This window comes from Bradyrhizobium sp. 40 (genome assembly GCF_023100925.1).
Lineage (GTDB): Bacteria > Pseudomonadota > Alphaproteobacteria > Rhizobiales > Xanthobacteraceae > Bradyrhizobium.
Genome location: NZ_CP064688.1, coordinates 7156242 through 7169208, shown reverse-complemented (window position 1 = coordinate 7169208; position 12967 = coordinate 7156242). Strand labels below are relative to the sequence as shown.

12 protein-coding genes are annotated in these 12967 nt (G+C 64.4%); 9 read left to right on the top strand and 3 right to left on the bottom strand.

Annotated features, from left to right (window positions below):
• Positions 1-124 precede the first annotated feature (124 nt).
• The 6 genes from pcaF to IVB40_RS34265 all read left to right on the top strand — a co-directional run bounded on the left by pcaF (position 125) and on the right by IVB40_RS34265 (position 6805).
• On the top strand, positions 125-1333 hold the full coding sequence (gene pcaF / locus IVB40_RS34290) for a 3-oxoadipyl-CoA thiolase (protein ID WP_027566040.1): 1209 nt from the start codon (positions 125-127) through the stop codon (positions 1331-1333).
• A gap of 154 nt (positions 1334-1487) precedes the next feature.
• Complete coding sequence (locus IVB40_RS34285; protein ID WP_247817646.1) at positions 1488-2381, top strand: dioxygenase; 894 nt, start codon at positions 1488-1490, stop codon at positions 2379-2381.
• A gap of 92 nt (positions 2382-2473) precedes the next feature.
• Complete coding sequence (pcaH, locus tag IVB40_RS34280; RefSeq protein WP_247817645.1) at positions 2474-3175, top strand: protocatechuate 3,4-dioxygenase subunit beta; 702 nt, start codon at positions 2474-2476, stop codon at positions 3173-3175.
• On the top strand, positions 3176-3766 hold the full coding sequence (gene pcaG / locus IVB40_RS34275; protein ID WP_247817644.1) for a protocatechuate 3,4-dioxygenase subunit alpha: 591 nt from the start codon (positions 3176-3178) through the stop codon (positions 3764-3766).
• Positions 3767-3972: 206 nt separating this feature from the next.
• The gene (locus IVB40_RS34270) at positions 3973-5664 is read left to right on the top strand and encodes a methyl-accepting chemotaxis protein (RefSeq protein WP_247817643.1); all 1692 of its coding nucleotides are present in this window, start codon (positions 3973-3975) and stop codon (positions 5662-5664) included.
• 76 nt (positions 5665-5740) lie between these two features.
• The gene (locus IVB40_RS34265; RefSeq protein WP_247817642.1) at positions 5741-6805 is read left to right on the top strand and encodes an ecdysteroid 22-kinase family protein; all 1065 of its coding nucleotides are present in this window, start codon (positions 5741-5743) and stop codon (positions 6803-6805) included.
• 11 nt (positions 6806-6816) lie between these two features.
• Here IVB40_RS34265 and IVB40_RS34260 read toward each other — a convergent pair whose 3' ends face one another.
• From IVB40_RS34260 to IVB40_RS34250, 3 genes are read right to left on the bottom strand one after another with little or no spacing between them, the layout of a single operon-like run.
• The gene (locus tag IVB40_RS34260) at positions 6817-8373 is read right to left on the bottom strand and encodes an MDR family MFS transporter (RefSeq protein ID WP_247285200.1); all 1557 of its coding nucleotides are present in this window, start codon (positions 8371-8373) and stop codon (positions 6817-6819) included.
• 4 nt (positions 8374-8377) lie between these two features.
• Entirely contained in the window at positions 8378-9553 is a 1176-nt protein-coding gene (locus IVB40_RS34255; RefSeq protein ID WP_247285201.1) for an HlyD family secretion protein, read from the bottom strand.
• Positions 9546-10028, bottom strand: coding sequence for a MarR family transcriptional regulator (locus tag IVB40_RS34250; protein ID WP_007598134.1), 483 nt, complete (start codon positions 10026-10028; stop codon positions 9546-9548). Before IVB40_RS34250 ends, IVB40_RS34255 begins: the two co-directional genes overlap by 8 nt.
• Before the next feature lie 157 nt (positions 10029-10185).
• Here IVB40_RS34250 and IVB40_RS34245 point away from each other — a divergent pair, with 157 nt between their 5' ends.
• The 3 genes from IVB40_RS34245 to ispG are packed head-to-tail and all read left to right on the top strand — an operon-like array spanning position 10186 to position 12966.
• Positions 10186-10680 carry a transcriptional repressor gene (locus IVB40_RS34245; protein ID WP_027566032.1) on the top strand — a complete coding sequence of 165 codons (495 nt, stop codon included), beginning with the start codon at positions 10186-10188 and terminating at the stop codon, positions 10678-10680.
• 36 nt (positions 10681-10716) lie between these two features.
• Positions 10717-11670 (top strand): DMT family transporter, encoded by a 954-nt coding sequence (locus tag IVB40_RS34240; protein WP_247285202.1) that lies wholly within the window; start codon positions 10717-10719, stop codon positions 11668-11670.
• Positions 11671-11682: 12 nt separating this feature from the next.
• Positions 11683-12966 (top strand): flavodoxin-dependent (E)-4-hydroxy-3-methylbut-2-enyl-diphosphate synthase, encoded by a 1284-nt coding sequence (gene ispG / locus IVB40_RS34235; protein ID WP_027566030.1) that lies wholly within the window; start codon positions 11683-11685, stop codon positions 12964-12966.
• Position 12967 lies beyond the last annotated feature (1 nt).

The window sequence follows — 12967 nt, the reverse complement described above, 5'->3', positions numbered from 1 at the left end:
CAACTCGCGTGCGCCCCCTCGGAACACGGGCGTATCGGTCAATTGACCTGCTGCGGGCGCCCTCCTAAAACTCCGTCGACATTGAAGAATTTAGGCCGGATCGCGGCATTCAGGGAGAACAACGATGCGTGACGTCTTTATCTGCGATGCCGTGCGGACCCCCATCGGCCGTTTTGGCGGCTCGCTCGCCAAGGTGCGTGCCGACGACCTTGCGGCGGCCCCGATCAAGGCTCTGATGGCCAAGCACCCCAATCTCGATTGGGCACAGGTTGACGAGGTCTTCTTCGGCTGCGCCAACCAGGCCGGCGAGGACAACCGCAACGTGGCACGCATGGCGCTGCTGCTTGCGGGTCTGCCGGATTCGGTTCCGGGCCAGACCCTGAACCGGCTCTGTGCCTCCGGCCTCGATGCGGTCGGTGCCGCCGGCCGCGCCATCCGTTCCGGCGAGATCGAGCTTGCGATTGCCGGCGGCGTCGAATCCATGACGCGCGCGCCCTTCGTGATGGGCAAGGCGCAGGAAGCGTTCTCGCGCTCGGCTGAGATCTTCGACACCACGATCGGCTGGCGCTTTATCAATCCGCTGCTGAAGGCGCAGTATGGCGTCGACGCGATGCCCGAGACCGGCGAGAACGTCGCCGAGGAATTCCAGGTCTCGCGCGCCGATCAGGACGCCTTCGCGATCCGCTCGCAGCAGCGCGCGGGCGCCGCGATCGCGGCCGGCTATTTTGCGGAGGAAATCACCCCGATCACCATTCCCGGCGGCAAGGCCGGCCCTGTGACCGTCGACAAGGACGAGCACCCGCGCCCCGAGACCACGCTCGAAGCTCTGACGAAGCTCAGGCCGATCGTGCGCAATCCCGGCACGGTGACCGCCGGCAACGCCTCCGGCGTCAATGACGGCGCTGCCGCGATGATCCTGGCGTCCGAGGCTGCCGTGAAGAAGCACGGCCTGACGCCGCGCGCGCGCATCCTCGGCCTCGCCTCGGCCGGCGTGCCGCCGCGCATCATGGGCATCGGCCCGGTGCCGGCCACCCGCAAGCTGATGGAGCGTCTCGGGAAGAAGATCAGCGATTTCGACCTGATCGAGCTCAACGAAGCCTTTGCCTCGCAGGGTATCGCCTGCATGCGCCAGCTCGGCGTGGCCGACGATGCCGACTTCGTCAATCCGCATGGCGGCGCGATCGCACTCGGTCATCCCCTCGGCATGAGCGGCGCGCGCCTTGCGCTCACCGCCGTGCACGGCATGGAGAAGCGCGGCGGCAAGCTGGCGCTCGCCACCATGTGCGTCGGCGTCGGCCAGGGCGTTGCCGTCGCGATCGAGAAGCTGAACTGACGGGACGGGTAGCGTTCCGTCATCCCGGAGCCGGGTGCCCCAGACTCGTCATGGCCGGGCTTGTCCCGGGCATCCACGTTCTTGGTGCCGCGAGAAGAAGGTCGTGGATGGCCGCGACAAGCCCGGCCATGACGCAAGGTGAGGGGAGCATCCCATGATCATCGCGCGCGAGCAGGACGTCACGGCCGCGGCATTGGCGGTGATGGAGCAGACGTCCGATCCCCGGCTGCGCCAGATCATGGTCTCCCTGGTCAAGCATCTGCACGGTTTTGTTCGCGACGTTCGCCTGACAGAGAAGGAATTCCGCGACGCCACGGCTGTGATCGCGGAACTCGGCAAGCTCTCGACCGACACGCATAATGAGGTCGTGCTGATGGCAGGCTCGCTCGGCGTCTCGCCGCTGGTGTGCCTGCTGAACAATGGCGATGAAGGCAACACGGAAACCGACCAGTCGCTGCTCGGACCGTTCTGGCGGTTGAACTCGCCGCGGGTGGAAAATGGCGGTTCGATCGTCCGCTCCGAGACACCGGGCGCGCCGCTGTTCGTCAACGGCCGCGTCGTGGACAGGGACGGTCGCCCCGTCGCCGGCGCCGAGGTCGACGTCTGGCACGCGTCGCCGGTTGGTCTGTATGAAAATCAGGACCCCGAGCAGGCCGACATGAACCTGCGCGGCAAGTTTACGACCGACCAGGACGGAGCCTTCTCTTTCCGCTCCGTGATGATGGTCGGCTATCCCATTCCGACCGAGGGCGTGGTCGGCCGCCTCCTGGAGGCGCAGAGCAGGCATCCCTATCGTCCCGCGCACCTGCACGCGTTGGTCTTCAAGACCGGATTCAAGGTGCTGATCTCGCAGGTCTACGACCCCGCCGATCCGCATATCGATAGCGACGTGCAGTTCGGCGTGACGAAGGCACTGGTCGGCAAGTTCCTGCGCCATGACACGCCACATCCGACCGAGCGCGACGTCGCGACGCCCTGGTATTCGCTCGACCATCTCTACCGGCTCGAAGCCGGCGAGGCCGTCCTGCCGCGTCCGCCGATCAAATAGGGCGCAAAGCCGCTTCCCCCAATTAGTTATATCCTATAATGATTGGCGGAAGCGTAGACCGGTCGGAAAAGGGCCGGGGGAGGAGTTCGCCAATGACATTCATCTATCCCGTCGACAGCAACACGGCGCATCCGTTGCCGCTGTCGCCCGAGTACAAGAGCTCGATCAAGCGCGCTCCGAACAAGCCCTTGATCCCGATGCGCCATACGCTGTCGGAGCTGACCGGCCCGGTCTACGGCCACGAGACCGTGCGCAAGGGCGACAACGACCTCACCACCCAACACACCGGCGAGCCGCTCGGCGAACGCATCATCGTGCACGGCCATGTGCGCGACGAGGACGGCCGCGGCGTGCCGAGTTCGCTGGTCGAGATCTGGCAGGCCAATTCCTGCGGCCGTTACGTTCACGTCCGCGACCAGCATCCGGCGCCGCTCGATCCGAACTTTACGGGCGCCGGCCGCACCGTGAGCGACGCCGCCGGTTACTATCGCTTTGTCACGATCAAGCCTGGCGCCTATCCTTGGGGCAACCATCACAACGCCTGGCGTCCCGCACACATCCATCTCTCGGTATTCGGCCATTCCTTCGTCACGCGTCTCGTGACGCAGATGTACTTCCCGGCCGATCCGCTGTTCCCGTTCGATCCGATCTTCAATTCGGTGCCGGACGAAAGGGCGCGGGCGCGGATGGTGTCGTCGTTCGATCTCGAGAACACCCAGCCCGAATGGGCGCTGTGCTACCGCTTTGACATTGTGCTGCGCGGCAAGAACGCCACCCCTATGGAGAACCATTAAGTGCAGGACAATGGGATCACGCCGTCGCAGACCGTCGGCCCGTTCTTCAAATACGGCCTGACGCCGACCGGCGAGTATGCCTGGAACGATGCGTTCACCAACTCGACCCTGACGCCCGACGTCACCGGCAATCGCGTCCGGATCGAGGGCCGCGTGTTCGACGGCGATGGCGTCGTTGTGCCTGATGTCATGCTGGAAATCTGGCAGGCCGACGCGCAGGGGCGCTTTGCCGATCCGCAGGACAAACGCGCGCTGCCGAATGCGAGCTTCCGCGGCTTTGCCCGCTGCGGCACGGACAAGGACGGCAATTATTCCTTTGAAACCATCAAGCCGGGTGCGGTGCCCGATCCCGACGGCAAGCCGCAGGCACCGCATATCCTGCTTGCGGTGTTTGGTCGCGGCATGCTGCGGCATCTCTACACCCGCATCTATTTCAGCGACGAGGCCGGCAATGCCGCCGATCCCGTGCTGGCGGTGGTGCCCGCCGACCGTCGCGCCACGCTGACGGCCGTGCGCGAGGCCGGCAAGCCGGTGTACCGGCTCGACCTGCGGCTTCAGGGCGACAACGAGACGGTGTTTTTCGACGTGTGATCCCAGCCTCGTCCCGGACAGGCGGAGCGCCGATCCGGGACGACAGCGGAGGACGGGCCTGATTTCGCTGCCCGAAACCGTTCACCTGACGCCGTTTCCCGTATTTTTCCGGAGTTCGTGCGATGCAATTTCCGCGCGATGCAATCCCGTGTTTACCGTAATCCTTTAGGGTCCGTGGGATTCAGCGCGGCCCATTGGATTGTTCCATGAAAATTCGCCTTTCGCTTTCTTCCGCAATCATTGCTTTCGGCATCGTTCTGGCGATCGGTTTCACCGCCGTGGTCTCCACCAGCCTTTACGCCTTGAAAGAGCTCAAGGTCGGCGGCCCGCTCTATTCCGACATCAAGCTCGGCAATGATCTCATCGCCGACATCCTGCCGCCGCCGGAATATGTGATCGAGGCCTATCTCGAGGCCACGCTCGCCATGCGCGAGCCCGACCAGCTGGCGGCCCATGGCGAACGCCTGGTCCAGCTCCGCAAGGACTACGACGAGCGCAAGGCATTCTGGGTCACCTCCAGCCTCTCGGCCGACCTGAAAACGGCTCTGGTGTCGAAATCCGACGCCAAGGTGCAGAAGTTCTGGAAGCTGTTGTCCGACCAGCTCCTCCCCGCACTCAAGGCCAAGGACACGGCCGCTTCCGAGCGCGCCTACGCGCAGCTCAAGGACGCCTACAGCGCGCACCGCGCCGTCATCGACAGCATCGTCGAGAGCGCCAACAAGCAGAATGCCGACATGGAGAAGCTGGCCGCGGACCGCGACAGCTCCATGCTTTATATCCTCCTCGGCGTCTCCACCGCCGTCCTCGCCTTCATTGCGGCGGGCCTGCTCGGCGTCGCCCTCGGCGTGATGCGCCCGATCGTGCGCATGACCAGCACGATGCAAAAGCTCGCAACCGGCGATCTCGCCGCCGACATCCCTTTCGCGCACCGGCAGGACGAAGTCGGCTCGATGGCGGGCGCACTCCTGGTGTTCAAGCAGGCGGCGATCGAGAATTCCCGCCTGCGCGAGGAGCAGTTGCAGAAGGCGCAGGAGGCGGCGCTCGCCAAGCGCGGCGCCCTGCACCGGATGGCCGAAACCGTCGAGCGCGAGACCGGCCGCTCGGTCGACACCGCGAGCGCCGCGACGCAAGGTGTGGAGCGTGCCGCCTCCAGTCTGTCCGAGATCGCAAGGTCGCTCTCGACACAATCGCAGGCGGTCGCAGCCGCCTCCAACCAGGCTCTCGGCAGCTCGCAGACCGTCTCGGCAGCAGCTGAAGAACTCAGTGCTTCGATCCGCGAGATCGCAACCCAGGTCGCGCGGACCAGCACGGTGACGAAATCGGCGGTCGCCGGTCGGGAACAGGCGCGCTCGACCATCCAGACGCTGGCCGGATCGGTGAAGAAGATCGCAGAGGTCTCCGACCTCATCGGCGGCATCGCCGGCCAGACCAATCTGCTGGCACTCAACGCCACCATCGAGGCGGCGCGCGCCGGGGAGGCCGGCCGTGGCTTCGCGGTGGTCGCCGCCGAAGTGAAATCCCTCTCCGACCAGACCGCCAAATCCACCGAGGAGATCGCGCGGCTGATTGCCGAGATCCAGGCCTCGACGCAGGCCGCAGTCGATGCCGTCGAAACCATGGGAGGCCACATCGTCGAGATCGACGGCGTTGCCACCTCGGTTGCCGCCGCGATGGAAGAGCAGGACGCGGCGACGCGAGAGATCACGCGGTCGATCTCCGAATCGGCTTCCGCGGCCAAGGAGGTCTCGGCCAAGATCGGTGATGTCAGCCGCGACGCCGCCTCCGTGAACGAGCGCGCCGCGGAGGTCAGACAGGCGATCGCCGGCATGGCGGCCAATCTCGAACAGCTCCGGTCGGTCGTGGTCCGGACGGTGCGCGACTCGACAGCGGCGGCTTGAGTCGGGGCGCGGGGTCGTTCGCTGGCGCCTGCGGCCGTGATCGTGCAGTGTGACGCGGGACAGGGGCATCGTGGTTATGACACCTCCACAATTGCCAGCGGTCGTTGAGCCCGCCCAGCTGACGGCAGCGCTGCGCAGGAGTGGCGTACTGGACGCTGGCGCAGTGCGCGAAGTGAAGGTGCTGCATCAGCACCCGGCCATGGTGTCGCAGGTCATCCGCCTTGGGCTGCGCTATGTCGGGGAATCCGCCGGGGCACCGCCCTCCGTCATCCTCAAGATGCCGCATCCGACCTACGCCAAGGCGTTGGCCAATTCCGGTCGGCAGGAAGTGGCCTTCTACACTCATCTTGCGCCGAATATGCCGTCGCAGATCGTGCCGCGCTGCTACGATGGTCATTTCGACGAGGAGAGCCAGGACTGGCATCTGCTGCTCGAAGATCTCACCGACAGCCATGACGTTGCAGCTGACTGGCCATTGCCGCCCTCACGCGATCAGGCGATGGCGATCGTAACGGCGCTCGCCCGCTGGCATGCGTCTTGGTGGGACCATCCGGGTCTCGGCGACACCATCGGCACCTGGATGAGCCTTGATGATACGGCGAGTCTGATAGAGACATTCGCCGGCCATTACGACCGCTTCGCCGATTTGCTTGGTGATCGCCTCAGTGAGGAGCGGCGAACCCTGTATCGGCGCTTCATCGACAAGGCCGAGCAACTGTTGCAACGCTACCATTCACATCGCCATGTGACCATCGCTCACGGCGATGCCCATACCTGGAATTTCCTGCTGCCACGCGCGGGCATCGCTGACGCTGTGCGCATTTTCGATTTCGATCATTGGCGCATCAACGTTCCTACCCACGACCTTGCCTATATGATAGCGACGCAATGGTATCCAGAGCGCCGGCAGGCGCTCGAACGCCCGCTGCTCAATCGCTATCACGAGATGCTGATGGCGCACGGTGTCAGCGGCTACACGCGCGGCGCGCTCGACCAGGACTATCGGCGGTCGGTGCTGTGGCACATCGCCAAGCCAGTCTGGCAGTGGAGCATCAACATCCCGCCGGTGATTTGGTGGAATAATCTGGAGCGGGTGATGATGGCGGTCGAGGATCTGGGCTGCGAGGAGCTTTTGGGGTAGGGACGACGGCATCACTCCATCACCGCATGTTCCGGCCCCGCTGCCTGCTTGCGCAGGGTGGCCTTGGTCGAGCCGATCAGCAGGGCGAGCGGGATGGTGCAGAGGATGAAGAACATCACCAGCTCGTAGTCGTGCGCGAAGGCGATGATCTGCGCCTGCACGCTGACCATGCGATCGGCCATGGCGCGGCCGGCGTCGGTGGAGAGATTGATCATGCCGCTGACGCTCGGCATCTGGAGCGCGTGGTTGAACGGGTTGATGTGTTCGGACAGGATCGCGTAGGTCCGCCGCGTGCCCTGCGTCAGCTGGGCGATGACGACGGAAATGCCCACTGAGCTCGCGACGTTGCGCATCAGGGTCAGCATCGCGGTGCCGTCGGTGCGCAGCTCATTCGACAAGGTCAGGAACGCCACCGTCGATAGCGGCACGAAGACGAGGCCGAAGCCGAAGCCCTGGATGACGCTGACGGTCACGATCTCCGGCACCTGGGTCAAATCGGTCCAGCCGGTCATCTGGAACAGCGAGCCCGCGGTCAGCGTCAGGCCGGTGATGATCAGCGTGCGGGCCTCGACATAACGCATCATGCGGCCGACCAGCATCATGGCGAAGAAGGTGCCGAAGCCGCGGCTCGCCAGCAGCAGGCCCGCGGTGATGATGGGATAGCCGATCACGTTCTGCATGTAGGGCGAGGCCAGCGCCATGGTCGAGAACAGCACGAGACCCATCACGACCATGAACATGCAGCCGGTGACGAAGTTGCGATCCCTGAAGAGCGCGAAGCGGATGAACGGCGTCGAGGTCGTGAAGGAGTGCGCGATGAAGAAGTAGAAAGCGACGGCTGAGACGATGAACTCGGCAAGGATCTCACCCGATTCGAGCCAGCCCAATTGCTCGCCGCGGTCGAGCGCGAGCTGAAGCGAGCCGATCGCGACCGCCAGCGCCGCGAAGCCGAACCAGTCGAACCTGAGACTGAGATCCTTCCGGGTCTCGTCCATGAAGATGATCAGCCCGATCACGGTGATGGCGCCGAACGGCAAATTGACGAAGAACACCCAGTGCCAGGAATAAGTCTCGGTCAGCCAGGCGCCGAGCGAGGGACCCATGATCGGCCCCATCATCACGCCCATGCCCCAGATCGACATCGCCTTGGCGCGTTCCTGGAGCGTGTAATAGTCGAGCATCACCGATTGCGACAACGGCACCAGGGCCGCGCCGAACACGCCCTGCAACAGGCGGAACAGCACCATCTGGTTGATGTCCTGCGCAAGCCCGCACAGCACCGATGCCATGGTGAAGCCGGCCGAGCAGATGATGAAGATGCGCTTGCGGCCGAAGCGGTTGGCGATCCAGCCCACCGGTGCCGTCATGATCGCGGCGGCGACGATGTAGGAGGTCAGCACCCAGTTGATCTGGTCCTGCGAGGCCGACAGCGTGCCCTGCATGTAGGGCAGGGCGACGTTGGCGATGGTGGTGTCCAGCGCCTGCATGATCGTTGCCGTCATGGCGCAGATCGTCACCATGTTCCGGCGCAGGCCGGGAACCATAAGGGCGGGATTGGACTCCGCCATAGGATTAGTCCTTGTCCTGATCTTTGTCTTGGCTCGCGGTCGCCGACAGGCCGAGCAGGCCGGCGAGCGTGCGCTGGTGGCCGGTGTCGATGGTGGCGTAGACGCTCATGCCGGCCTTCAGCTTGCGCACGGATTTGTCGGTCTCGTCGAAATAGATGCGGATCGGCACGCGCTGCACCACCTTGACGAAATTGCCGCTGGCGTTCTGCGGCGGCAGGATCGCGAATTGCGCGCCGGTACCGGGCGAGAGCGAGCCGATCTTGCCCTTGAAGATATGGTTCGGAAACGCGTCGACCTCGAGCGTGACCGGCTGTCCTTCGGTGACGTAGGTGAGGTCGCTCTCCTTCGGATTGGCGTCGACCCAGGGATGGGCAACGTCGATGATGGAGAACACCGGCGTGCCGGCGGCGACGTAGCGGCCGAGCTGGATCTGCTCGACCTGTGTTGCCACGCCATCCATCGGCGCGCGCAGCACGGTGTGGTCGAGGTTGCGCTGGGCATCGTCCAGCTTGGCTTTCGCTTGCGCGTAGGCGGGGAATTGCTCCAGCGGCAACTCGGGATTGCCGAGCAATTGCGTCTTGGCATTGGAGAGTTGCTGCTTGATGTATTGCGCCTGCGCGCCGGCGGTCACCAATGCATTCGACGCGTTGTCGAGATCGAGCTGCGAGCCGTAATTGTTCTTCACCAGCGACTGCTTGCGTTCCACGTCGCGCTGCTTCAGTTCCATGCCCTGCTGGGCGAGATTGAGCATGTCGCCGTAGATCTTGATGTTGGCAACGAGATTGTCATAGGTGATGCGGGCTTGGGCGAGTTGCGCTTTGGCTTCTTCCAATGCGTGACGGAACGGAGCGGGGTCGATCTCGAACAGCTCGTCGCCGTGCTTGACGATCTGGCCCTCCTTGACGACGACCTTCTGGATTTTGCCGGAGATATCGGGGGTCACCAGCACTTTCTGCGCGCCGACATAGGCATCGTCGGTGCCGACATAGCGGCCGCCATTGAGATAGAAGGTGAAGCCGGCCACCGCGACGACGATCGGCAGCACGACCAGAAGCAGCACGCGGCGGTAGCGGCGCAGGCCCGCCAGCAGGCGGCGGCGCGGATTGGTGCCGGCTTTCTTGGTGGGCTTGCCGCCGTCGATTTTCTGCTCGGGCTGGAACTTGAGAACCTGATCAGCCATAGCGCTGCTCCTTACGCGCTTGTTCCGCTCCGCTGGTCTGGATCGCGGACCGCACGTTTTCCTTGATTGTTTCGAGTTGGGTGAGGAGGCGGTGGGCGTCCGCCGGAGTGATGCCGTCGAGCGCGTTGGCCGTGAGCTCGGATTTCAGCCCGCTCATCCGCCCGAGCAATTGCCGCCCGGCCTTCTTCAGGTACAGCCGCTTTACGCGGCGGTCCGACGGATCGTTGCGTCGCTCAATCCAGTCGCTGTCACAGAGCTTGTCGATCAGGCGTGTCAGCGTGATCGGCTGCACCTCGAGAAGCTCGGCGAGCTCCGACTGCTTCATGCCTTCGCTGCGCTCGACCTTGGCCAGCACCGCCCATTGCGCGCGGGTGATGCCGAAGCGCGAGGCTTCCTTGTCGGCATAGACCCGGAGCAGGCGATAGAGCTCGGCGAGCGTAAACAGGAAGTTCTGGTCCACGGGCCCTGGGCTCATGAGCTTGGTCTCCAATAAGCTTGGAATATAATAAGCAAGCTTATGATTATTTCATGGCGGGTTTGCGGGACACTGTCCCGCAGGCCGAGCATGGCTGATGGCCGCATCGCCGGTGCCGCTTTGGGTTCCCCCTTCGAAATGCTAGAACGCCGGTCGCATGACCCTCGCAAAACCGGCATTTCCCGCGCCCGACCACGATCACGGCCGCTGCACCGCGGATGCGCTGGCGCATGCCGAGGCCGTCTGCGGAGAGCGCGCGCAGAAATTCACGCCGATACGCCGCCATGTGCTGGGGGCGCTGCTCTCGAGCCACCGGCCGCTCGGCGCCTATGAGGTGATCGACGAACTGGCAAAGTCGATGCCGCGGCCGGCGCCGATCACGGTCTATCGTGCTCTCGATTTCTTGATGGCCAACGGCCTCGTGCACCGCATCGAAAGCCGCAACGCCTATCTCGCCTGCGCCGCTCACGACCACGACGCGACCTCGGCGGTGACGTTCCTGATCTGCGAGCGCTGTGGCCTGGTCGGTGAGATTCCGTCGGCTTCCTTCGCTAGGGACCTCAACGCCGCCGCGCGCAACTCAGGCTTCGCTCCCAAATTGTCCGTGGTGGAAATCACGGGCGTCTGTGCGCATTGTCAGAAAGCTGCATAGAGCAACAACGGCGCAAAGCCGGTTTTTCAGGAAGAAATGTCCTCACCTCAAATCATACCGTCCGCCGGTCGTCCCCTCAGTGCCGGCGCCATCGCCCTGATGCTCATGCTGTGCCTGACCTGGGGATTCAACCAGATCGCGGTGAAACTGGTGCTGCCGGACATCCCGCCGATGCTTCAGGCCACGTTCCGCTCCATGGGCGCGCTGCCGGTGCTGTTCATCATCGGCACCTTGCGCGGCGTTAAATTCTTCGAACGCGACGGCACCTGGAAGCCGGGCGTCATCGCCGGACTGATGTTCGGCATCGAGTTCGTGCTGATCTTTCAGGGCCTGCGTTTCACACCGGCATCGCGGGCGGTCGTGTTCCTCTACACAGCGCCGTTCTTCGTCGCGCTCGGCTCCTACCAGGTGCTCGGCGAGCGACTGGGCGGTACGCAATGGCTGGGGCTGGCCATCAGCTTTGCCGGTGTCGCACTCGCGATCGGTGTGCCGCAGCCCAACGTCGATTCGCATGTTCTGCTCGGCGACCTCATGATCGTCGGCGGCGCCGCGCTGTGGGCGGCGACCACGCTGGTTGCCAAGGGCACCCGGCTGCGCTTCGCGGCGCCTGAAAAGGCACTCGGCTATCAGGTCGCGACCTCGATCCCGATCCTCGGCACGGCCGCCTGGCTGTTCGGGGAGACCATCCCCCACACCCCGTCGCCGCTGTCGCTGGGCCTGATGGCCTTCCAGGCGATCTGGGTGGTGGGAACCACGTTCACGCTTTGGTTCGCGCTGGTGAAGACCTATTCGGCCAGCAAATTGTCGGCTTTTACCTTCATCACCCCTTTGTTTGGCGTGGTGGGTAGCTATTTCATCATGCACGACACGCTGAACCTGACATTCGGGGCTGCCGCCGTCCTTGTCATTGCTGGGCTTTTTCTGGTTAACCGTCCCAGCCAATCCGCTGCGGCACCGCGCGATGCATTGCTGAACGTCACCAAAACCTGATATTTGGACGCCATGAACAAGCTCGAAAACACCATCGATTCCGACATCGCGGGGCCTGCGCCGCGTCATCACACCACCAAGGTCAAGGTCGGCGACGTTACCGTCGGCGGCGGTGCGCCGATCGTCGTGCAGTCGATGACCAACACCGACACAGCCGATATCGACGGCACCATTGCCCAGGTCGCAGCGCTCGCCCGCGCCGGTTCCGAGCTGGTCCGCATCACCGTCGACCGCGAGGAGGCGGCAGCTGCCGTTCCGCATATCCGCGACGGCCTGCTCAAGCTCGGTCTCACCACGCCCCTGATCGGCGACTTCCACTATATCGGCCACAAGCTGCTCGCGGCCTATCCGGCCTGCGCCGAGGCGCTCGCCAAATATCGCATCAATCCCGGCAATGTCGGCTTCAAGGACAAGCGCGACACCCAGTTCGCCGACATCATCGAGATCGCCAACAAGAACAGCAAGCCGGTCCGCATCGGCGCCAATTGGGGCTCGCTCGACCAGGAGCTGCTGACTAGGCTGATGGATGAGAACACCGCCTCGGCCAATCCGCGCGATGCGCGCGCGGTGATGCGCGAAGCCATGGTGCAGTCGGCGCTGCTCTCGGCGGCACGCGCCGAAGAGCTCGGCATGCCCAAGGACCGCATCATCCTGTCGGCCAAGGTCTCGGCGGTGCAGGATCTGATCGCGGTCTACGAGGTTCTCGCCAGCCGTTCCGATTACGCCATCCATCTCGGCCTCACCGAAGCCGGCATGGGCACCAAGGGCATCGTGGCGTCCTCGGCCGCGCTCGGCATCCTGTTGCAGCAGGGCATCGGCGACACCATCCGCATCTCGCTGACGCCGGAGCCCGGCGGCGACCGCACCCGTGAGGTGCAGGTCGGCCAGGAGCTCTTGCAGACCATGGGCTTCCGCACCTTCGTGCCCCTGGTTGCGGCGTGCCCCGGCTGCGGCCGCACGACCTCGACCACGTTCCAGGAGCTGGCCCAATCGATCCAGGGTTTCATCCGCGACGAGATGCCGACCTGGAAAACGAAATATCCCGGCGTGGAAGAGCTCAACGTCGCGGTGATGGGCTGCATCGTCAACGGCCCCGGCGAATCCAAGCACGCCAATATCGGCATCTCGCTGCCGGGCACGGGCGAGGCGCCGGCTGCCCCGGTGTTCGTCGACGGCAAGAAGTTCCGCACCCTGCGCGGGCCGACCATCTCCGCCGACTTCAAGGCGCTCGTGATCGACTACATCGAGCAGCGCTACGGCCAGGGCGCCAAGGTGCCGGTAACCGCGGCGGAGTAGT

Coding starts and splice junctions, on each gene's coding strand:
- IVB40_RS34270 (WP_247817643.1), top strand. CDS start 3,973: ATGAAAATTCGCCTTTCGCTTTCTTCCGCAATCATTGCTTTCGGCATC.
- IVB40_RS34265 (WP_247817642.1), top strand. CDS start 5,741: ATGACACCTCCACAATTGCCAGCGGTCGTTGAGCCCGCCCAGCTGACG.
- IVB40_RS34260 (WP_247285200.1), bottom strand. CDS start 8,373: ATGGCGGAGTCCAATCCCGCCCTTATGGTTCCCGGCCTGCGCCGGAAC.
- pcaH (WP_247817645.1), top strand. CDS start 2,474: ATGACATTCATCTATCCCGTCGACAGCAACACGGCGCATCCGTTGCCG.
- ispG (WP_027566030.1), top strand. CDS start 11,683: ATGAACAAGCTCGAAAACACCATCGATTCCGACATCGCGGGGCCTGCG.
- IVB40_RS34250 (WP_007598134.1), bottom strand. CDS start 10,028: ATGAGCCCAGGGCCCGTGGACCAGAACTTCCTGTTTACGCTCGCCGAG.
- pcaF (WP_027566040.1), top strand. CDS start 125: ATGCGTGACGTCTTTATCTGCGATGCCGTGCGGACCCCCATCGGCCGT.
- IVB40_RS34255 (WP_247285201.1), bottom strand. CDS start 9,553: ATGGCTGATCAGGTTCTCAAGTTCCAGCCCGAGCAGAAAATCGACGGC.
- IVB40_RS34245 (WP_027566032.1), top strand. CDS start 10,186: ATGACCCTCGCAAAACCGGCATTTCCCGCGCCCGACCACGATCACGGC.
- IVB40_RS34285 (WP_247817646.1), top strand. CDS start 1,488: ATGATCATCGCGCGCGAGCAGGACGTCACGGCCGCGGCATTGGCGGTG.
- IVB40_RS34240 (WP_247285202.1), top strand. CDS start 10,717: ATGTCCTCACCTCAAATCATACCGTCCGCCGGTCGTCCCCTCAGTGCC.